We start from the raw sequence: 19,744 nt of genomic DNA, 5'->3' as shown, positions 1-19,744 counted from the left end.
ACCATGCACACATCCCCACGAGTTACGGACCTCGCCGGCGCCGGCATCAGCCGGCAGGCCGCGCGTTTCGCCGTCGACCGCGCGCTGCGCTTGCCTGAGCAGGCGCTCGGCATCGCGCGATTGTCGGTCTATGACTTCTTTGCGGTGGCACTGGCCGGCGCCGGCGAGCCCGTCAGCCAGGCGGTGCGGACCATGGTCCGCGGCGAAGCCGGCACCCCGCAGGCCAGCGCCTTCGGCATGGCCGAACGTGTGCCGGCGCGTGCTGCGGCGCTGCTCAATGGCGCCGCCTCGCATGCGCTGGACTACGACGACACCCACTTCGACTTTGTCGGGCACTCGACCGTCGCAGTACTGCCAGCCGCGCTCGCCGTTGCCGAGCGGCAGCAGGCGGACGGCAAGGCCCTGCTGGAAGCCTTCCTGACCGGCGTCGAGGTGACCTGCCGCGTGGGCGGCTGGCTGGGCCGCCCTCACTACAACGCCGGCTTCCACCAGACCGCCACTTCTGGCGCATTTGGCGCCACTGCGGCAAGCGCACGCCTGCTCGGGCTCGATGCGGTGCAGGCTGGCTACGCACTTGGCCTGGCCGCCACGCGGGCGAGCGGCCTCAAATGCCAGTTCGGCACCATGAGCAAGCCCTTCCATGCCGGCATGGCGGCATCTAGCGGGGTCGAGGCCGCGACGCTGGCCGGGCTCGGCTTTATTTCGCGTCCCGACGCCATCGAGTGCGCCGGCGGCTTTGCCGCCACGCACGGCGTGCGCGAGGGCGGCGTGGCTGCCCCTTTCGACGGGTTGCCGGAAGTTTTCCGCTTTGCCGATGTGCAATACAAGTTCCACGCCTGCTGCCACGGCACCCACCCTGCCCTGGAGGCGCTGCTGGCGCTGCGTGCGGACCACGCCTTGCATGCACAGGACATCGAACAGGTCAGGCTGCGCATCAACCCGCAGTGGCTGCCGGTCTGCTGCATCGAACGGCCGCGCACCGGCCTGGAAGCCAAGTTCAGCCTGTCGCTGACCGCGGCGATGGTACTGGCCGGTATCGACACCGCTGCGCTCGACTCGTTTACCGACGCGCGTTGCGAAGACCCCGTGCTGCTCGACCTCGCCCGCCGCGTGATCATCGAAGCCGATCCGGCGATTGCCGATACGGCCTGCCACGCGCGCGTAGACACGCGCGCCGGCGCCGTCCACACCGCACACGTCGAACTGAGCGACCCGATGCCTTACGCGCGCAAGGCCACCAAGCTCAGGACCAAGGCCGCGGCGCTGGTCGGCTTGGCGCAGGCGGAAGCGCTGTGGGCCTTCGTCGAGGAACTCGATGCGCTGCCGGCTGCCGCGCTGTATCCCCGCATCCACGCTTTCATGGCCGGCGCCGCCGCCTGAGCCGCCCCTTCGGAGTCAAGCATGCAGCAATCACAACCGTCCGCTTCCAAGCCCGCTGGCGCCCTTGCCGGCCTGCGTGTGGTGGACCTCACCCAGATGCTGGCCGGCCCCTTTTGCACGCAGATGCTGGCCGACCACGGGGCCGACGTCATCAAGGTCGAAGCCATGACTGGCGACGGCACGCGCATCACCGGTCCCTTCTGCGCCGACGATACGCTGCGCGACTATGGCGGATATTTCCAGAGCGTCAACCGCAACAAGCAATCCATCGCCGTCGACCTGAAGACCGACGCCGGCCGCGAGATCGTGCGCAAGCTGATCGACGGTGCCGACATCGTGGTGGAGAACTTCCGGGCCGGCGTGATGGAGCGACTGGGGCTGGCCTATGAAGCCCTGCGCGAGACCAATCCGCGCCTGGTCTATGGCACCGTGCGCGGCTTCGGCGATCCGCGCAGCGGCGAGAGCCCCTATGCGCAATGGCCGGCCTATGATGTGGTCTCGCAGGCCATGGGCGGCATGATGGGAATCACCGGACCGGACCGCGACACCCCGACCAAGATCGGTCCCGGCGTCGGCGACACCGTGCCGGCGCTGATGCTGTGCATCGGCATCCTGGCCGCGGTGCATCGCGCGCGCGAGACCGGCGAAGGCCAGTTCGTCGACGTGGCCATGACCGACGCCGTGCTGGCCATGTGCGAGCGCATCGTCTACCAGACCTCCTACACCGGCACCGTGCCTGCGCCGGAAGGCAACCGCCACCCGCTGCTGTGCCCGTTCGGCCTGTTTCGCGCCCGCGATGGCTACGTCTCGATCGCCTGCGCCACCGACGCGTTCTGGATCAAGCTGGCCCACGCCATCGGCCGCCCCGACATGGCCACCGACGAGGACTTCGCCACCAACGCCGCGCGCGTGCGCAACGCACAGCAGGTGATCGACGCGATCGAAGCGTTCAGCACGGCGCGCACCAAGGAGGAGATCGCACAGTGCCTGGGTGGCAAGGTGCCGTTCGGTCCGGTCTACACCTCGACGGAGATCTTCGAGGACCCGCACTACCGCGTGCGCGAAATGCTGGTCGACGTTGAGCAACCGGGCTCGGCCACGCCGGTCAGGATCGCCGGCGTGCCGATCAAGCTCAGTGCCACCCCCGGCGCGGTGCGCCAGCGCGCGCCGATGCTTGGCGAGCACACCGACGCGATCCTGCTGGCTGCGGGGTATGGACAGGAAGAGATCAGGGGCATGCGCGCGGCGGGGGCGATCCGCTAGCACGGGACTGGAAGTACCGACTGGCGCGCCACCGCGCGCGGGTGTGCCGGCTGCAAACGCCGGCGTCATACAGAGAAATAGGAGACAAGATGCATCTACCAAAGCTTGTACTGACCATGCTGTTGTCGGCCGCGGCCGCGCTGCCCGCACTCGCGGAATACCCCACCAAGCCGGTACGCGTGCTGGTCGGCTTCCCTGCCGGGCAGACCACCGACGTCGTCGCGCGCATGCTCGGCCAGCGGCTCACTGCAGCCATGGGGCAGTCGTTCTTCGTCGAGAACAAGCCGGGTGTCGGCGCCGGCCTGGCCGCGGAGGTGACCGCGCGCGCCGATGCCGATGGCTACACCATCCTCGCCACGTCGAGCGGGCCGCTGACCGTCAATCCCTGGATCTACCCCAGCCTGAAGTACGACAGCACGCGCGACTTCGAGCCCATTGGCTTTCTCGGGCTGTTCCCGCTGGTGCTGGTCGTCAACGCCCGCTCGCCCTTCAACTCGGTTGAGGACCTGGTCCGCTACGCCCGCCAGCATCCGGGCAAGGTCAACTACGCCTCAGGCGGCAATGGCGTGACCAATCACCTGGCGATGGAGATGTTCCGGCATCGCGCCGGCATCGATCTCACCCACGTTCCGTACAAGGGTGGCGTGGCCGCGCTGACCGATCTCGCCGGCGGCCAGGTCGACGTGATGTTCGAGGTAGCTTCCATCGTCCAGCCGCTGGTCCGGCAAGGCAAGCTCAAGCCGCTGGCGGTCGCCAGCCAGAAGCGCATCCCGACGATGTCGGCAGTGCCGACCATCGGCGATTCTGGCTATCCGGGCTTCCAGGCCGACGCATGGATCGGCGTGGTCGCACCCCGGCGCGTGCCCGCGGCTATCTCGGACAAGCTTGCCACGGAGATCGCCAGGATCGTGGCCACCCCAGACTGGCAGGCGGCTATCAGCAACCTCGGTGCGGTGACTGTGCCAATGAGCCGCAAGGAGTTCGGCAGCTTTATCGCATCCGAACGTACCAAATGGGGCGATGCAGTGAAGCGGGCCAACGTACGCATCGATTGATGGGCACCGCCCGCCCGCCTCCGCACGCCGGACGCGGGCCAGAGAATGACTATTCAATGGGAGACACCACATAAAAATCAGGTCGCTACTGCGGCCAATCCGCGCTTGACGGTGTTGCGCCTGACCGGCTTCGGGCAGACCGGCCCCTATGCAGGAAGACCCGGCTTTGCGCGCATCTTCGAGGCCATGAGCGGCTTCACCAATCTCTGCGGCGAGCAAGGCGGCAGCCCGATGCATATGAACTACCCGGTCGGCGATATGGTGGCGGGTATGTTCGGCGCATTCGCCATCGCGGCGGCTGTTGCGGACAGCCGTCGCGCACCAGGCCAGCGCGGGCGGGAGATCGACCTGTCGGCCACCGAGGCGCTGCTGCGCATCCTCGAGCCGTTGCCGGTGGAATATGAGCAACTTGGACAGGCACGCGAGCGCGCCGGCAACCTCACCACCTATGCGGCGCCTTCCAATATGTACCGGACCGGGGACAGCGTCTGGCTCACCGTGGTGGCCTCGCCCGATGTCACCTTCCGGCGCCTGGCCGATGCGATCGGCAGGCCGGAGATGGCGACATCTTCCGACTACTGCGACAACGCCAGCCGCATCCGCAACCTTCGCGTGCTCGACGGCATGATCGCCGCCTGGTTCGCATCGCGCTCCTACGCCGAGGCAGCGGCCGCCCTCGAACGCTGCGACGTGCCGTTCAGCAAGATCTTCAGCATCGCCGACGTCATCGAAGACCCGCACCTCAAGGCACGCGAGGCCATTGTCCGCCTGCCCGACGCGGATCTCGGCACGATCCCGGCACCTTGCGTGGTGCCGCGCTTCTCAGGACACGCGCCGCTGCCGGTACGCACCGGACCCGCAATCGGCGAGCACAACGAAATCTTGTTCCGCAAGCTCGGCCTCACCCCGGAGCAGCTGCAGGGACTCAAGGCTGCGGGCATCATCTGACGCTTGCTTGCGCAGAGAAAACGAGAAAGGCGGGCAAGTCGGCTTGCCCGCCTTTCTCGTCAGCGTCCCCACTCTCAACGCGAGCGTCAAAAAGAGAGGCGGCTGCCATGGCAGAGCCGTTGTTATTCAACGCGGATGCCACGTGCCTGGACCAGGGCATGCCAGCGCGCCGACTCGGTCTGCAGGAAGCCCTTGAACGCCTGCGGCGTGTTGCCCACCGGATCGAGTCCGGCTTGCTGCAGCCTGGCGCGCACCCCCGGATCGGCCACCGCCTTCTGTACGGCACTGGCAATTGCCTGCACGCGATCCGGTGCGGTGCCCTTGGGCAGGAACACGCCGTTCCACTCAAGCACTTCATAGTCCGGCATGCCGCTCTCGGCCAAGGTCGGCGTATTGGGCAAGGCCTTCATGCGCGTTCTGGAGGTCACCGCCAGCGCACGCAGCTTGCCACCGGCCACGTATTGCAGCGTCGACGCAGTATTGCCGAAATAGGATGCGACCTGCCCGCCCATCACATCGGTCAGCGCCGGCGCGCCGCCCTTGTACGGAACATGCAGCAATTCGATTTTGGCCTGCTCATTGAACATCTCCGCAGCGAGGTGCGAGCCCGTGCCAGCGCCGGCGGAGGCATAGGTCAGCTTGCCGGGCGACTTCTTTGCCGAGGCGATGAAGTCGGCAACGGTCTTGTAAGGCGCGTTCGCCGCAACCACCAGGATCTGCGGCGCGGTCGCCACCAGCGAGATCGGAATGAAATCGCCTGTCGGATCGAACGGCAGCTTGCGCAGCGCGCCGTTGACCGCAAACGCCGAGGCGTCGTACAGCACCGTATAGCCATCCGGGGTAGCCTTGGCCACGACGTCGGCGCCGATGACGCCGCCAGCGCCCGGCTTGTTGTCGATGACGACAGTCTGCCCGAGGATCTCTCCCATCTTCTGGGCCACGACGCGCGCCGTGTTATCGGCACCACCACCCGCCGAATAGGGCACCACCATGCGGATCGGCTTGTCGGGGAACGCGAAGGCGCCGAGCGGCACCGCCGCAGCCAGAATCGCCAGGCCTTTGCCAAGGCGGTGCAGGATCGTTTTCATGTTGTCTCCGATTTTTTATTGGTTCGGGCCGGCTATACAGTCTCGAATCCGTACAGTAGGGCGGGGTTGTCCACCAGGATGCGCCGCCGGAGCGCCTCAGTGCCGGTCCAGTGGGCCAGCAGGTCGTACAGCAAGGCATCGTCCGGCTTGAAGCGGGTCTCCGTGGAGTGGGGCCAGTCACTGCCCCACACCAGCCGTTCCGGCGCGGTGCGCACCCATGCCATCGCCACGGGGTCGATGTCCGCATAGCGCCCGGCGGCGCCGACGACGGAATCCAGATACGCGCCGGACAGCTTCAGCCACGCATTGCCACGCGCCAGCAGGTTGGATACGAGTGAGAACGCAGGGTGCGCGGTACCGCCGGGCAGCGGCAGGCGGGCCAGATGGTCGAATACCAGCGGCGTGCGCAGGCGTGCAAGCAGGTCGCGGCGGGCGACGATCTGGTCTGCGGTCCAGTGCAATTGCAGATGCCAGCCCAGCCCGGCAACACGATTGGCAAGTTCTTCCACCATCCCGAAGCTCACCACCGCATGGGCCTCGGTGTAGAGGGAGAACCGGATGCCACGGATACCGCCCGCATGCAGGGCGTGCAGGGTCTCGTCTGTCACATCCGGCCACACCACGGCAACGCCGCGCGCATTGCCGATACCCAACTGCTGGATCGCATCGAGCGTGGCGCTGTTGTCTGTGCCATAACAGCGAGGCTGCACGATGACCGCGCGGCTCGTGCCAAGCAGCGCTTGCACGCCACGGTAGTCTTCCACGGTTGCATTTGCCACCACTGGCGCAATCGCCGCGAAGCGCGGGTCATAGATGTGCAAGTGAGCATCGCAGGCGTTGGCGAGCGCTGCGCTGTGTGGCGCGCAGCTTGCCGAACTGTTCGACACCGGCGGGATCGGGCCGCCGTAGCGCGGGTCAGGCATGCCGTGCCAGCCTGTCCGCTGCTTCACGGACCCTGTCCCCATGCTGATCGAGCGCCGGGGCGGCGAACGGCTCCGGACCGGGCGTGCGCCCGAACTTCACGGCGCGCGTGAAGCCGCGATAACGGCCAACCACGGGGTGATCGAACGTTGCCAGCATCTCTTCCGCGGCGACCTGGGGAAAATCGAACATGTCCTCCACCGAGCGCGCGGCCGCGCACGGCACCTCCTCGCCGAATATGATCTCCCATTCCAGGGCCGATCGCTCCTGCAATGCCGCGTGCAGGCGGGGCACGATTTCCCCATGATGCTCGGCGCGCTTGCGCACGCTGTCGTAGCGATCGGTCGACAGCAGATCGGCCAGGCCGGTCTTCTCGCACAGCGCCCGCCAGAAATGCGGGGTATTTGCCGAGATATAGATGTAGCCGTCCCTGGTCGGATGAATGCCGGTAATCCCGCCCGAGCGCATGTCGCGCCCAATCTCCCTGGGCTCCGATTCGGCCCAGACCATCCGGGCCGATTGCATGGTCAGCGCCGCGCGCAGCAGCGACACGCCCACATACTGCCCTGCCCCGCTCTTCTCCCGCTCGTAGAGCGCCGAAGATACCGCACCTGCGACCAGGGCCGAGGCATAGTAGTCAACCACGGAGCCGTACAGGATCTCCGGCGGCCCCCCGTGCTTGCCCTGCAGCGTGCACATGCCGGTCATGGTCTGCAGCACCTGGTCGTAACCGGCCTTGTCCTTCAGCGGGCCCGTCTCGCCGTAGCCTGTGACGGCGCAGTAGATCAGGCGCGGGTTGACGGCAATGAGCTGCTCGTAGCCAATGCCGAGCCGGCCCGGCACGCTGGGGCGGAAGTTATGCACCAGCACGTCCGCATTGCGCACCAACGCCAGCAGCCGCTCCAGATCGGCCGGGTTCTTCAGGTCGAGCACGACGCCCAGCTTGCTTCTGTTGACGCCGAGGAAGGCCCGGCTTTCGGCTGCCAGTGTCGAGGGATACTTGCGCAGGTTGTCGCCCACGGGCGGCTCGACCTTGATGACGTCCGCGCCCTGGTCGGCGAGCAGTGAGCAGCCGTACGGCCCCGCGATATAGGCGCTCAGGTCGAGCACGCGTACGCCGCTCAGTGGACCTGGCTGTCCCGCCCGGTTTGAGCCGAAGACATCTTCCCCGGCAGTGGTGTTGGTTTGCATACAGCCTCCGAATCAGCTAGGGGTTCAATCCGCGACAATGTTCTGCTGCTTGGCCAGCGCCTTCCACCGGACCACATCGGCCGCAATCGTCTCGGCGAACTGTTGGGGAGTGACGGGCTTCGCCTCGGCCCCTTCCCTGAGGATGGCCGCCTTGACGGCGGGCGTCGCCAGCGCCTGGTTCACCGCCGCATTGAGCCGCGTGATGACCGCCGGCGGCGTGCCTGCAGGCGCGAGAAAGCCCCACCAGAGTTCAAACTCGTAGCCAGGGACCGCGCTCGCCATCGGCACCAGGTCCGGCGCGACAGGGCTTGGCTTCAGGCTGGTGATACCCACGGCCCGCACCTTGCCGGCCCGGACCATCGGCAGCAGCGAGGGACCGCTCGAGATCAGCACCTGGGTCTGGTTGCCGATCAGGTCGGTGATGGCGGGGCCCATGCCACGGTAGGGTACGTGCGTAATGGCCAGCTTGCCGGCCTTGGCCTTGAGCAGTTCGGTGCCGAACTGGTTGACGCTGCCGGGGCCGGAAGACGCGTAGTTGAACTTGCCCGGGTTGGCGCGGATCGCGCCGATCAGTTCCTGCGGCGTCTTGGCAGGAAAGTCGTTGCTGACCGCCACGATGAACGGCCCCTTGGCAACCATCGCCACCGGCGCAAAGCTCTTGACCGCATCGTATGGCAGCTTGCTCTGCACCGCCGCATTGGTCGTCATGCTCGACGAGACCGCGACCAGGGTATAGCCGTCCGGCGCTGACTTGGCCGCCATGCCGGTTCCCGTGTTGCCACTCGCTCCGGGGCGGTTGTCGATGATTACCGGCTGCTTCAGTTCCTCGCCGAGTTCCTTCGCCACGATGCGGGCGAAGATGTCGTTCGAGCCACCAGGCGGATACGGCACGATGATCGTGATGGGCTTGGACGGATAGGGGTTCTCGGCGGCAGCAGCGGCCGATACCGCCAGAGCGCCGAACGCGGCGATCAGCCCGAAGCATGCGGCGGCACGACGCGATTGTGAGGTCGTCATGGTCTGTCTCCTGTATGGTTTTATGTGGGTCTGTGATGTGGGGTCAGGCGGCGATCAGTCCGAGCCGCCTGGCGATCCCGACAGTGGCCTGTGCACGCCGGACGAAGGGAGCGTCGATCATCTTTCCATCCACGACGTAGGCTCCGACGCCGTCGGCCTGCGCCAGGGCGGCAGCCGCGACGACCCGCAGCGCGTGCGCGATCTCCTCGTCGGACGGGCGATAGACATCGTTTGCCAGCGCGATCTGGCTTGGGTGGATGCAGCTCTTGCCCAGGAAGCCCATCTGCCTGGACATCTCCGCCTCGGCGCGGAAGCCTTCGGTATCGCGAATGTTGGCGAACACCGTGTCATAGGCGTAGACGTTGGCTTCGGCAGCCGCCATCCGCACGGCGAACATGGCTGATGCGATGGCTGCCGTGCTGCGCCGATGAATGCCGGCTGGCTCGAACAGGTCGCCCAGCCCAAGCTGCAGGCCTGCCACGCGGGGATGTGCGCCCGCCAGCTCGGCGGCGCAACGCAGCGCCTTTGGCGACTCGATGTTCAGCAGCAACTGGACCTTCGCATCCCCGTCGGTGAAGCCGTTGGCCCGCTCCGCCTGTTCGATCGCCGCCGCCACGCGGCGGACCTCGTCGACGCTCTCCGGCTTTGGCAGGTTGACCAGGTGCAGGCCCGGCACCACCACTGCGGCCAGGTCGGCCTCGCAATGCCCGGTGTCGAGGCCATTGACGCGAACGATCAGGGTCTTTGCCGTCGAGCGAGTCTCTGGGGAACGCAGCAGTTGTGACAGCAGATCACGGGCTTCGGCCTTCTTCTCTTCGGCAACCGCATCCTCCAGGTCGAAGGACAGCGCATCCGCGTCGCTCGCGAGCGCCTTGGCGAAAAACTCGGGTCGTGAACCGGGGACGAATAGCTTGCTTCTCATGGCCAACACCGTATCTCGTGGGGGTGAAATCCAGTGTGGCTTAACCATAAGAGAAGATAAACTATACTTTCCTACCTTCGCACAATAGAAATTCTATGGAGACGAGCTATCTCAAGGCTTTCAGCCTGGTCGTGGAAACCGGGACGCTGGCCGAAGCCGCGAGGCGGCTCAATGTGACGCCGGCGGCGGTCTCTCAACAGATCCAGGTGCTGGAGCGCGAACTTGGCACTGAGTTGCTGGCACGAGCCGGCCGTACCGTAGCGCCCACAGAGTCTGGGCGCCGCCTTGCTGCGCGCTGTGTCTCGCTGCTCAGGGAAGTCGACGAGCTAAGGGGGTGGGTGAACCAGGCGGACGAGGTGCGCGAGCTTCGCATCGGCACCATCAATACGGCGCTCCACAGTCTCCTGCCGGACGCGCTCGCGCGTTTTGCCGCCAGGCATCCGGGCGTGTCCGTCCACATCAGGTCTGCCATGTCCAGCGAGCTATATGACGCTGTCAAGCAATCGGAGCTTGACGCCGCCGTCTGCCTGCACCCTCCCTTCTCCATCCCCAAAGCCTTTGCCTGGGAACTGCTGCGCAAGGAACCGCTCGTCGTGCTTGCAGCGCAGCGGGACAGGGAAGCGGATCCGCATGAACTGCTGCGCACCAGGCCGCTGATCCGCTATGACCGCAGCCTCGGGGGAGGCAAGCAGGCCAACGATTACCTGCGCAAGGCCGGGATCACGCCATCGCAAGAGCGCTTTGAGCTGAGCTCCCTCCTCGCCATCGCCATGATGGTGGATCGCGGCCTGGGGGTGTCGCTGGTCCCGGACATCGCGTCGCCGCTGACTTCCGGCCTGCGTATTGCGAAGCTTCATCTACCGTCGGAACCGGAGCCGCGCCGGTTCGGCTTGCTGTGGCGAAGGACGTCGCACAGCGCCGGCTTGATCAGATCCTTCCTTGAGGAGGCTCGCCTCGCGGCGAAAGCGTAGTTGCACGTGTGCGGAATACGGGACTGTGTGGTTTTCCAGTGCCAACGCCACTCGGTGGAACAACAGACAACCCGATATCGTCGCGTATGCGATGAACGGTACGCCGCTGACAACGGACGGCTTCGCCCGACTTGTGATTCCCAACGACGGAAAGGCGGGGCCCACGTGTCCAACCTGGTATCGCTCGAGGTGGTATCCGCCGCGCCGACCGGCGGCGGCGCGCCTCAGCGCTTCGCGAAGGGCAAGATGGACACTAGCCGCATTGCTGAAGCTGCTGGCCTGACATCGGCCAGGACTGGTCAGCCATCCACGCCCACGACCACGCTCGACGCCTTGAAGACCGCCGCCGCCGGCTTGCCAACGGCCAGCCCGAGCCGGTCGGCGCTGCTCTTGGTGATGATGGCCGAAATCGCCAGGCCGGAATCGTCGGTAATGGTGACATCCGTATTGACGGCGCCCTTCTTGAGGTCGGTCACTTTTCCGCTGATCGCGTTGCGCGCCGACACCTTGCTGACATCGACATCCACCATCACGATCACCGAGGTCGCCTTGACCATGGCAAACGCCTTCTTGCCCTGGGTCAGCCCAAGGCGCGCTGCGCTTTCGCTGGTCACCGTGGCAACGATCGCCTGCCCACCGGCCAGACTTAGCGTGACCTCGTCGTTGACCGCGCCATGCTTGGCCTCGGAGACTTCACCCGAAAACTGATTGCGTGCACTGGTAATCACTTCGCTCTCCATTTTGGTTGTTTGAGCTGCTCGCGGGCGTTCCTTGTCATTCTGTGGCTTCCATCTCCAGGGCGCTGCCTTTCTTGACGTTATCGTCAGAGAAATTGTAGAGGTGCGTGTTGTCCGCAGTTTCCCCGATCCTTGTACCGCTTGGCCGGAACATCAGGCGGCGACGAAAATTCTCGCTGTCCGACCTGGCGCTCTGCAGGGCAAGTTCGGCCGCCTCCGTGTAGGTCGTTGGGCGCTTGTCCTTCTCAATCTCAAGCAGCATTGTCTGCTCGTTCACCCGCACGCTGTATTTGCCCAGGTTGTAGAGGAGATACATGGCGAAGAGGTTGTCGAAGTCCTCGTAGGCGCCCGCTTCCCGGCGGAAGTCGCGGGACAAGACCGAGGGGAAGCGATTGGGCAAGTCCTTGAAGGCCACCTTTTCATCCTCATGAGGATCCACATAGGCCGAGCCCCCGTATTTCTTGTACAGCACCACGTCCATGCCGTAGCCGCGCCCGCCCCATTCCTTGATGAGCTTCATCGCCATCTCGGTAGGAATATTGGCCGTGGCGGCTGCGACCACCCGCCGTCCGGACAGAAACCTCGCGCTGGCGACCTCCAGCTCCTTGTAGCCAGCGCCAAACTTGAATGCGGCCCCGATGGTCTTGGCGCAGTTGAGGCGCAAGTAGTCATACTTGATTTCGCCGCTGTGGTACTCGGTATTCCTGGCCTGCCGGTGATAGTCGTCATTGATGCGTCTGAAGTAAGCCTCCAGGGCCTCCTTGTCACTGGCCGGTACGCCGTAGACGCGCACGCCGATTACCGAACGCTTGTAGATCTCGCCGAAATCGAGGCCAAACGAGGCCGTCTCCGCGACCGAGGAGATCGTCTTGAACAAATACTCTTTCTTCGGGATGCCAACCATCAGATCCGTGGTGTAGAAGCCGCTCTCGTGCTTACGTTTGCGGTCGGCATAATAGTTGGCCGAATAGACCAGATCGTCGCCAGGCACGCCGTCTCGGATAGCCAGAGCGAGATGCCCGGCCGACCCGCCCTTGGAAGTGCCGAAACTGATCAGCAACTCCAGATCATAGGGATCCTCGCGAAGGAGATCGGAAATCTGGTCGACGTTGGCGGGCTCGGCGCCGCCCTTGCTGCCAAAGTCGGCAGCGACCGCCAGCTTTGACAACAGAACGGCTATCACTACGAACCAGGTCGCTGGCCTCATTCTCATTGCTCCTTGCGCGCCCCCCCGCCCGCGCCGCACAACGCGACTGCCGCAACCGGCCACTTGGCCGCCGTCACGTTGCTCAACCGGGCAGCGGGACCGGCAGCGCCTACTTGCTGTCGCGCGTGTCGCCGCCGAGCGGGTCGACGATGATCATGGTGCGATCCAGCACGCCGCGATCGTCAAAGTAGGCGCTGAAGTGCGCCGGCTGGTAGGCGCCCGCGTAGAGCCGATAGGACCAGGCCTCGCGTTTCATCAAGGGGTAGTACTGGATGGGCTCCCGCGGGCGGCCGAAGCGCTCGGCAACGTCCTGCTTGGTCCAGACGCCAGGACGGGCCTCGTAGATCTCCTTCTCGGTCAGCATCTGGCGGAAATTGGTCAGCTTGCCGCTTGCGTCAAAGTCCGCCGCGTAAACCTCGAAGCCGAGCGGCTGCTTCGAGTAGATCCACCGGCTGGTGCCGTTGGCTAACTGGTATGTCTCAGTGGGCGCGCCGAAGGTATCGCGTACGGCGCTCTGGGGGCTGCCGAACATCTTCCGGGCGGTCTCCACAGGCTGGAGGGTGGCACAGGCGCACAGCAGAGTCGCCGCAACGGCGGCCAGCCAGGCGGACAGGCGATGGCGCATGATCGATCTCCGGTAGGGGCGGCGGGCGAAACCAATTCAGCATAGTGCACGCCACGCCAGGCAGGCGCTCCTGCCCTGCTTGGTAAACACGCAGGCCAGGCCGAATATTCCAGCCAGAAAGCATCCAGCATCAAAAATTGCCGACGTTCCCGGCGCATGTGCTCGGATGGATCCTTCCAGCACTATCCGCCGACACCCCACCATTCACGCCATCTGCACCGCTTGCGCGTTGTCGCTTGCCGCCACGCGGCCGGTTCGATACCGATCCAGCAGTTCGGAGCGCCTCATCGCCGTCTTCCGCATGGACGCTTCCTTGACGTGTCCAAAGCCACGGATATCGTCAGGGAGGCCCGCGAGCTGGATGGCGGTGTCCAGCCGGTCTGCGGTCAGCGTGCGCGCGAACTCTTCAATCAGCGCCAGGTACTCGTCCACCAGCCTGCGTTCCGCGCGACGCTCCTCCGTCCTGCCAAACGGGTCGAGCTTCGTTCCGCGCAGCCACTTCATCCGCGCGAGCAGTCTGAACACGGTCATGGTCGACGGGCCAAAGCGCTTTTTTCGTGGCTGCCCCTGGGCGCTCTTGCTCAATGCCGGCGGCGCCAGCCAGAAGCTGAGCTGATAGTCACGGCCGGGCTCGCCTTCGAACTGCGCACGCAGCTTGTCCTTGAATGCAGGATCGGCGTACAGGCGAGCCACTTCGTACTCGTCCTTGTAGGCCATCAGCTTGGCCAGGTTCCGCGCTACCGCCTCGGTCAGCGGGCGCTTGCGGCCGCTTGCAAGCCGGTCTTCGGTCTCGCGAATCCGGTCGACCGTGTTGCGGTACATCCTTGCGTAGGCAGCGTCCTGGTAGTCGGTCAAAAGGCTTTCCCGGCGGCGAACCAGCGCGTCCAGCGTTTCGGGAATGGCGACCACCTTCTGTCGGGCGCCGGCGCCAACCTGCGCCCGTACCTGCGCTTCGCCCAGATGCGCGAGCATCCGCCCCCAGGTGAAGGCCTGCTTGTTCTTGTCGACAGACACGCCGTTCAGCTCGATCGCCCGCATCAGGCTCTCCAGCACCAGCGGTACCCATCCTTGCTGCCAGGCAAACCCCAGCAGCAGCGGGTTGGAGTAAATGGCATCGCCAAGCAGCGTCAGGGCCCAGTCGTTAGCGTCCAGGAACTTGCAGGCATCCCCGACGCTGCCCCTGATATCCTGCTCCGCGGAGGTCCCGGGGAAGGTCCATTTCGGGTTGGACAGAAACTCGGCAGTTGGCGTGCGCGCGCTGTTGATGGCAGCACTGGTGCGGCCATGCTGGACCTTGGACAGGACTTCCGCGGATGCCGACACGATCGCGTCGCAACCGATCACCAGCCTTGCCTCGCCCGTGGCGATGCGCGTGGCATGCAAGGCGTCCGGCGTGCGGGCGATCTGGACATGACTGAGCACGGCGCCACCCTTCTGGGCCAGGCCTGCCATGTCAAGCACGGTCACGCCCTTGCGTTCCAGGTGAGCGGCCATCCCAAGCAGCCCGCCAATCGTAACCACGCCAGTGCCCCCGACACCCGTCACCAGGATCCCGTAAGCACCATTGACCTCCGGGATCTGCGGCAGCGGGAGCTCACCGCCCGCGCCGGCGCTTTCCTTGCCGAGCGTGCCGGGCTTGCGAAGCTGCGCCCCTTCTGCCGTCACGAAGCTTGGGCAGAAGCCGTTCACGCAGGAGAAATCCTTGTTGCACGACGACTGGTTGATGGCGCGCTTCGTGCCCAGCGGGGTTTCCAGAGGCTCGACCGACAGGCAGTTCGACTTGACCGAGCAGTCGCCGCACCCTTCGCAAACGGCATCGTTGATAAACGCCCGCCGTGCGGGATCCGGGTACTTGCCCTGCTTCCTCCGACGGCGCTTTTCGGTGGCGCAGGTCTGGTCGTAGATCAGGATGGTGACGCCCTCGACCTCCCGCAGCCGGCGCTGTACCGCATCCAGGTCGTCGCGATGGAATACCTTGACGTCCGACGGCAGCATCTCGCCATTGCCATACTTCTCCGGCTCGTCGGTCACGACAACGATCTCCCGAACCGATTCCGCCCTGACCTGGTGGGCAATCTGCGGCACCGTCAGGACACCGTCGACAGGCTGCCCGCCGGTCATCGCGACCGCGTCGTTGAACAGGATCTTGTAGGTGATGGTGGCGCTGGCCGCCACGGCGGCGCGGATGGCCAGCAGGCCGGAATGGAAGTAGGTCCCGTCACCCAGGTTGACGAAAACATGCTTCTCCCGGGTGAAATGCATCTGGCCGACCCAGGCCACGCCCTCCCCGCCCATCTGGCTGAAGGTGTCGGTATTCCGGTCCATCCACATCGCCATGTAGTGACAGCCGATGCCGGCCATCGCACGCGAGCCTTCCGGCACGCGCGTGGAAGTATTGTGCGGACAGCCGGAGCAGAACCACGGCTTGCGCTCTACCGCCAGCCGGGGCCGGGACGCTTCCCGCTCCTTGGCCTGGATGATGGCGATGCGCGAGACGATCCGGCTACGCACTTCTGCCGGCATCTCGAATCCATCCAGGCGCCTCGCAATGGCCTTGGCGATCAGGGCCGGCGACAGCTCATAGTGCGCGGGCAACAGCCACTGGCCTTGCGGCACCGACCATTCCCCACCCTGGTTGTCCCGCTCGTCGAACTTGCCGAAGATCTTGGGGCGCACGTCCTCGCGCCAGTTGTACAGTTCCTCCTTGAGGGCGTACTCGAGAATCTGGCGCTTTTCCTCGACAACCAGGATCTCGTCCAGCCCGGTCGCAAACTCGCGCGCATCCTGGGCATCGAGCGGCCAGACGCAGCCGACCTTGAACAGCCTGATGCCAAGCTGGCGGCAGGTGTCGTCGTCCAGGCCGAGGTCGAGCAATGCCTGGCGGACGTCGAGATACGCCTTGCCTGCCGCCATGATGCCGAACCGGGGCTGGTCCGGGTCCAGCACGATCTGGTTCAGCTTGTTCGCACGGATATAGGCCAGCGCCGCGTACAGCTTGTGGTCCAGCAGCCTGGCTTCCTGTGCCAGCGGGGAATCCGGCCAGCGGATGTTCAGGCCCTCCGCCGGCATGGAGAAATCGGTCGGCCGTACCACCTGGACACGGTCGGGGTCGATCTCGACCGAGGAAGTCGATTCGACGATGTCGGTCACGCATTTCATCGCCACCCACAGGCCGGAGTAGCGGCTCATCGCCCAGCCGTGCAGGCCATAGTCCAGATACTCCTGCACGGTGGAAGGATAGAGAACGGGAATGCCTGCCGACAGCAGCACGTGCTCGGACTGGTGCGCAACCGACGACGACTTCGCGGCATGGTCGTCTCCCGCGAGCACGAGGACGCCGCCGTGCTGCGCCGAGCCAGCGGCGTTGGCGTGCTTCAGCACGTCCATCGACCGGTCCACACCCGGCCCCTTGCCGTACCACATCGAAAAGACGCCGTCGCGGGTGGCGTCGGGAAACAGGTTCAGCTGCTGCGTGCCCCAGACCGCGGTGGCAGCCAGGTCTTCATTGATGCCCGGCTGGAACACCACGTCGCTGCCGGCAAGATGCTGCCTGGCCTTCCATAGCGCCATGTCGAGCGCGCCCAGCGGGGACCCGCGATAGCCTGAGATATAGCCGGCAGTATTGAGCCCCGCCGCGCGATCGCGTTCCTTCTGCAGCAGCGGCAAGCGCACCAGCGCCTGGGTTCCGCTGAGGTACACGCGGCCCTTGGGCAGCGTGTATTTGTCGTCCAGGCTTGCCTCAGCGAGGGTGTCGACCAACGCCTGCTTGGATTGGGGGGAAAGAGGACTGTTCACAGACGTGGTCTCCGGGGTCACAAGCTGCTTTTATGGATATGTCGTGCCAGTGTAGAAAGCGTTGGACATATCGTAAAATCACAATTTCAGACAGCAGGTATCCGATTTCCATATGTCTACGCAGAAGCGCGATCCTCGCTCCGGCAGCCGGAAAATGTCAGTCCCGGAAAGTGCATTCCCAGCGGCAAAGGAGATCACGCTGCGGCAGATGCGCTACTTCCGCGCCGCCGCCGCGACCGGGCAGTTCTCCATGGCTGCTATCGAGGAACATGTGTCGCAGTCGGCCATTACCAATGCCGTGCTTGCGCTGGAGCAGCTGCTTGGCGTGCGCCTGTTCGACCGGCTGCCACACGGCGTGGCGCTGACGGCCGAAGGCAACCACCTCTACCAGCACGTCACGCGCATCCTGGAATCCGTCGACGATGCGCTCAGGCAGCCGCGCATCAGGCTGGACAGCATGGCGGGCAGCGTCAGCATCGCCGCCACCTATACGGTGCTGGGGTATTTCCTGCCTGGACTGCTGGCGCGATTCCGGAACCATTACCCCAACGTGGACCTGGACCTGCGCGACCTCCATCGCGCCGAGGTCGAGGAACGCATCCTCGGCGGTGAAATCGAACTCGGCATCGTGCTGCTGTCCAATGTCCCGGAACTCGGGCGGTTTTCCCATCGCACGTTGATCCGGTCGCGCCGCCAGCTCTGGGCGTCACCGGGGCATCCGCTGCTGGCGGGGGACGCGCCGTCACTCCGGCAGGTTGCGGAGTTTCCGTACATCCTGCTGACGGTCGACGAAGGCGAGGCATCCACGTTGCGGTACTGGCGGTCGAAGGGGCTTGCGCCGAACGTGGCATTCCGCACGACGTCGATGGAGGCCCTGCGCGGCCTCGTCGCGCATGGCTTCGGGATTACGGTACTGTCGGATATGGTGTTCCGCCCCTGGTCCCTGGAAGGCAAGGAGATCGAAGCCAGGCCGCTGTCCGCGTCAATCCCGGACATGGAAGTTGGCATACTCTGGCGCAAGGATGCGGAACTGAGTCCCGCGGCGGCGGCGCTGCGGGACTTCCTGATCTATGCATGCGGTCGTTGAGCCGGCCGCAAGACTACGCGCCTGGATCAAGGGACGTTTCCGCAGTCAGGATTCCGTCCGCGTCACAGTAGACATGGCTCCCCCGAGCAAAGGGGATACCCGCAATCTCGAGCGTGGCCGTTCGCTCCCCGGTTCCACGGCTCTCGCCCCGGACCGGGACAGCCCCTAGCGCGAAGACGCCGAAGTCCACCTCCGCCAACGCCAGACGGTCGCGGATGGCCCCATGCAGGATGATGCCGGCCCATCCGTTGTCGTGGCCCAGGCGCGCCATCCTGTCCCCCAGCAGCGCCACGCGCCTGGAGCCACCGGCATCGACGACAAGGACCCTGCCGTGGCCGGGCTCTGCCAGGCATGCCCGGATCAGGCTGGGATCCTCGAAGCACCGGATCGTCTCGATGACGCCGTGGAACGCGACGCAGCCGCCATAGCTGGTGAACGGACTCGGGTAGCCACGTACGCGATCGCCATGGAGGTCGGACAAGTCGCTGGTGAAGGCAGTGCGGGTCGAGTTCATTGCGCGCGATCCTCGTCAATTCAGCGTGGCGCCTGCCTGCTTCACGATCCGCGCGTGCTTGTCCAGCTCGCTCTTGAAGAACGGCACTGCCGCGTCGGCACCGGTCGCGGTCACCACCACGCCTTGCCCCGCCAGGTGTTCCTGGACGTCGCGCTCCTGCAGCGTGGCCTTGATCTTCGACTGCAGCTCCGACACGCTCTGCTTCGGCATCCCGGCAGGACCGACGATCGCGAGCCACGCGTCGAAGCTGTATCGGGGAAGCCCCGACTCGGCAAGCGTCGGCACATCGGGCAGCGTCGGAACTCGCTGCGCAGTGGACACCGCGATGGCCTTCAGCTTGCCGGCCTTGATCAGCGGCAAGACGGCCTGCACCGTGAGAAACCCGAGCTGAACCTGGCCACCGATCAGGTCGGTGGTGTAGTTGCCCGCCCCCTTGTATGGCACGTGCCGGATATCGACCTTCGCTTCACTGGCGAAGAGTTGCCCGGCCAGGTGCAGGACGGTGCCGTTCCCTGATGAGCCATAGTTCAGCTCGCCCGGCTTCGACTTCAGCAGGGCGATCAGCTCTTTTACCGTATTCGCACCCACCGCAGGATTGACGACGAGCACCAGTGGCAGCGTGCCGATAACCATGATGGGGGTAATGTCCTTCAGCGAGTCATAGGGCAGGTTCTTGTAGATAAACGGGTTGATGACGTGATTCGACGAAATCAATCCGAGGGTCGACCCGTCTTTCGGCGCCCTGACGATTTGCTGGGTACCCGGCACACCGCCAGCGCCGGCAATATTCTCGACCACCACTGAGTGACCAAGGTTCTTCCCAAGGGGTTGGCTCAGCGCGCGCGCCACGGCGTCGGCCTGCGAACCTGGCTGGGTCGGAACAATGAGCCTGACCGGCTTCGAATCCGTGGCTTGCGCGTGGGCGGGCACGTTCAGGCCGCCGAAGACGGCAAGGGTTGTCAGGGCGGCAAACGCGTTGCACGCCTGTCGAAACAGCGAAGTCGGCATTCCTTGTCTCCGTTT

The 19,744-nt window shown here is 65.3% G+C and carries 16 protein-coding genes and 1 pseudogene; 6 read left to right on the top strand and 11 right to left on the bottom strand.

Going from position 1 to position 19,744, the window contains the following annotated elements; translation table 11 throughout:
- The first annotated feature begins 3 nt into the window (after positions 1 to 3).
- From ABNX08_RS21935 to ABNX08_RS21920, 4 genes and pseudogenes are all read left to right on the top strand, one after another.
- Positions 4 to 1,380: an MmgE/PrpD family protein gene (locus ABNX08_RS21935; protein ID WP_022537795.1), complete on the top strand. Its 1,377-nt coding sequence runs from the start codon at positions 4 to 6 to the stop codon at positions 1,378 to 1,380.
- Between the two features lie 21 nt (positions 1,381 to 1,401).
- Positions 1,402 to 2,643, top strand: a complete 1,242-nt coding sequence (locus ABNX08_RS21930) for a CaiB/BaiF CoA-transferase family protein (RefSeq protein WP_022537794.1) — start codon at positions 1,402 to 1,404, stop codon at positions 2,641 to 2,643.
- A gap of 89 nt (positions 2,644 to 2,732) precedes the next feature.
- Positions 2,733 to 3,698 carry a tripartite tricarboxylate transporter substrate binding protein gene (locus tag ABNX08_RS21925; protein ID WP_349608624.1) on the top strand — a complete coding sequence of 322 codons (966 nt, stop codon included), beginning with the start codon at positions 2,733 to 2,735 and terminating at the stop codon, positions 3,696 to 3,698.
- 90 nt (positions 3,699 to 3,788) lie between these two features.
- Positions 3,789 to 4,646 (top strand): annotated as a pseudogene (locus ABNX08_RS21920) (CaiB/BaiF CoA transferase family protein); the annotation flags it as partial.
- A 122-nt stretch (positions 4,647 to 4,768) separates the two neighbouring features.
- Here the strand turns inward: ABNX08_RS21920 and ABNX08_RS21915 are convergent.
- Genes ABNX08_RS21915 through ABNX08_RS21895 form a run of 5 tightly spaced genes read right to left on the bottom strand, consistent with a single transcriptional unit; the run spans position 4,769 to position 9,785 of the window.
- Positions 4,769 to 5,734 carry a tripartite tricarboxylate transporter substrate binding protein gene (locus ABNX08_RS21915; RefSeq protein WP_022537791.1) on the bottom strand — a complete coding sequence of 322 codons (966 nt, stop codon included), beginning with the start codon at positions 5,732 to 5,734 and terminating at the stop codon, positions 4,769 to 4,771.
- 32 nt (positions 5,735 to 5,766) lie between these two features.
- Entirely contained in the window at positions 5,767 to 6,657 is an 891-nt protein-coding gene (locus tag ABNX08_RS21910; RefSeq protein WP_022537790.1) for an amidohydrolase, read from the bottom strand.
- A complete protein-coding gene (locus ABNX08_RS21905) occupies positions 6,650 to 7,846 on the bottom strand; it encodes a CaiB/BaiF CoA-transferase family protein (protein ID WP_022537789.1) in 1,197 nt (398 codons plus the stop codon). Before ABNX08_RS21905 ends, ABNX08_RS21910 begins: the two co-directional genes overlap by 8 nt.
- Before the next feature lie 24 nt (positions 7,847 to 7,870).
- Positions 7,871 to 8,863 carry a tripartite tricarboxylate transporter substrate binding protein gene (locus tag ABNX08_RS21900; protein ID WP_022537788.1) on the bottom strand — a complete coding sequence of 331 codons (993 nt, stop codon included), beginning with the start codon at positions 8,861 to 8,863 and terminating at the stop codon, positions 7,871 to 7,873.
- 43 nt (positions 8,864 to 8,906) lie between these two features.
- Complete coding sequence (locus tag ABNX08_RS21895) at positions 8,907 to 9,785, bottom strand: CoA ester lyase (protein WP_041681692.1); 879 nt, start codon at positions 9,783 to 9,785, stop codon at positions 8,907 to 8,909.
- A 95-nt stretch (positions 9,786 to 9,880) separates the two neighbouring features.
- On the opposite strand from ABNX08_RS21895, the gene ABNX08_RS21890 reads away from it, so the two are divergent.
- Complete coding sequence (locus tag ABNX08_RS21890; RefSeq protein WP_022537786.1) at positions 9,881 to 10,756, top strand: LysR substrate-binding domain-containing protein; 876 nt, start codon at positions 9,881 to 9,883, stop codon at positions 10,754 to 10,756.
- Between the two features lie 299 nt (positions 10,757 to 11,055).
- On the opposite strand, the gene ABNX08_RS21885 is transcribed toward ABNX08_RS21890, so the two are convergent.
- The 4 genes from ABNX08_RS21885 to ABNX08_RS21870 form a co-directional block, all read right to left on the bottom strand.
- Positions 11,056 to 11,484 carry a TOBE domain-containing protein gene (locus ABNX08_RS21885; protein ID WP_041681943.1) on the bottom strand — a complete coding sequence of 143 codons (429 nt, stop codon included), beginning with the start codon at positions 11,482 to 11,484 and terminating at the stop codon, positions 11,056 to 11,058.
- 46 nt (positions 11,485 to 11,530) lie between these two features.
- A complete protein-coding gene (locus tag ABNX08_RS21880; protein WP_022537784.1) occupies positions 11,531 to 12,700 on the bottom strand; it encodes a hypothetical protein in 1,170 nt (389 codons plus the stop codon).
- Positions 12,701 to 12,809: 109 nt separating this feature from the next.
- Positions 12,810 to 13,325 (bottom strand): hypothetical protein, encoded by a 516-nt coding sequence (locus ABNX08_RS21875; RefSeq protein ID WP_022537783.1) that lies wholly within the window; start codon positions 13,323 to 13,325, stop codon positions 12,810 to 12,812.
- Between the two features lie 204 nt (positions 13,326 to 13,529).
- A complete protein-coding gene (locus ABNX08_RS21870; RefSeq protein ID WP_022537782.1) occupies positions 13,530 to 17,120 on the bottom strand; it encodes an indolepyruvate ferredoxin oxidoreductase family protein in 3,591 nt (1,196 codons plus the stop codon).
- A 154-nt stretch (positions 17,121 to 17,274) separates the two neighbouring features.
- On the opposite strand from ABNX08_RS21870, the gene ABNX08_RS21865 reads away from it, so the two are divergent.
- The gene (locus ABNX08_RS21865) at positions 17,275 to 18,207 is read left to right on the top strand and encodes a LysR substrate-binding domain-containing protein (RefSeq protein ID WP_022537781.1); all 933 of its coding nucleotides are present in this window, start codon (positions 17,275 to 17,277) and stop codon (positions 18,205 to 18,207) included.
- Between the two features lie 13 nt (positions 18,208 to 18,220).
- Here ABNX08_RS21865 and rraA read toward each other — a convergent pair whose 3' ends face one another.
- The gene (gene rraA / locus ABNX08_RS21860; RefSeq protein ID WP_022537780.1) at positions 18,221 to 18,721 is read right to left on the bottom strand and encodes a ribonuclease E activity regulator RraA; all 501 of its coding nucleotides are present in this window, start codon (positions 18,719 to 18,721) and stop codon (positions 18,221 to 18,223) included.
- 15 nt (positions 18,722 to 18,736) lie between these two features.
- The gene (locus ABNX08_RS21855) at positions 18,737 to 19,729 is read right to left on the bottom strand and encodes a tripartite tricarboxylate transporter substrate binding protein (protein WP_022537779.1); all 993 of its coding nucleotides are present in this window, start codon (positions 19,727 to 19,729) and stop codon (positions 18,737 to 18,739) included.
- Between the last annotated feature and the right edge of the window lie 15 nt (positions 19,730 to 19,744).

The sequence above is a fragment of the Cupriavidus sp. DF5525 genome (assembly GCF_040149425.2).
GTDB lineage: Bacteria > Pseudomonadota > Gammaproteobacteria > Burkholderiales > Burkholderiaceae > Cupriavidus > Cupriavidus pickettii_A.
This window is presented reverse-complemented; position numbering and strand designations above follow the sequence as displayed.

What these genes read in the sequence shown, in the direction of transcription:
- ABNX08_RS21935 (WP_022537795.1), top strand. Translation starts at nt 4, where the DNA reads ATGCACACATCCCCACGAGTTACGGACCTCGCCGGCGCCGGCATCAGC.
- ABNX08_RS21930 (WP_022537794.1), top strand. Translation starts at nt 1,402, where the DNA reads ATGCAGCAATCACAACCGTCCGCTTCCAAGCCCGCTGGCGCCCTTGCC.
- ABNX08_RS21925 (WP_349608624.1), top strand. Translation starts at nt 2,733, where the DNA reads ATGCATCTACCAAAGCTTGTACTGACCATGCTGTTGTCGGCCGCGGCC.
- ABNX08_RS21915 (WP_022537791.1), bottom strand. Translation starts at nt 5,734, where the DNA reads ATGAAAACGATCCTGCACCGCCTTGGCAAAGGCCTGGCGATTCTGGCT.
- ABNX08_RS21910 (WP_022537790.1), bottom strand. Translation starts at nt 6,657, where the DNA reads ATGCCTGACCCGCGCTACGGCGGCCCGATCCCGCCGGTGTCGAACAGT.
- ABNX08_RS21905 (WP_022537789.1), bottom strand. Translation starts at nt 7,846, where the DNA reads ATGCAAACCAACACCACTGCCGGGGAAGATGTCTTCGGCTCAAACCGG.
- ABNX08_RS21900 (WP_022537788.1), bottom strand. Translation starts at nt 8,863, where the DNA reads ATGACGACCTCACAATCGCGTCGTGCCGCCGCATGCTTCGGGCTGATC.
- ABNX08_RS21895 (WP_041681692.1), bottom strand. Translation starts at nt 9,785, where the DNA reads ATGAGAAGCAAGCTATTCGTCCCCGGTTCACGACCCGAGTTTTTCGCC.
- ABNX08_RS21890 (WP_022537786.1), top strand. Translation starts at nt 9,881, where the DNA reads ATGGAGACGAGCTATCTCAAGGCTTTCAGCCTGGTCGTGGAAACCGGG.
- ABNX08_RS21880 (WP_022537784.1), bottom strand. Translation starts at nt 12,700, where the DNA reads ATGAGGCCAGCGACCTGGTTCGTAGTGATAGCCGTTCTGTTGTCAAAG.
- ABNX08_RS21875 (WP_022537783.1), bottom strand. Translation starts at nt 13,325, where the DNA reads ATGCGCCATCGCCTGTCCGCCTGGCTGGCCGCCGTTGCGGCGACTCTG.
- ABNX08_RS21865 (WP_022537781.1), top strand. Translation starts at nt 17,275, where the DNA reads ATGTCAGTCCCGGAAAGTGCATTCCCAGCGGCAAAGGAGATCACGCTG.
- rraA (WP_022537780.1), bottom strand. Translation starts at nt 18,721, where the DNA reads ATGAACTCGACCCGCACTGCCTTCACCAGCGACTTGTCCGACCTCCAT.
- ABNX08_RS21855 (WP_022537779.1), bottom strand. Translation starts at nt 19,729, where the DNA reads ATGCCGACTTCGCTGTTTCGACAGGCGTGCAACGCGTTTGCCGCCCTG.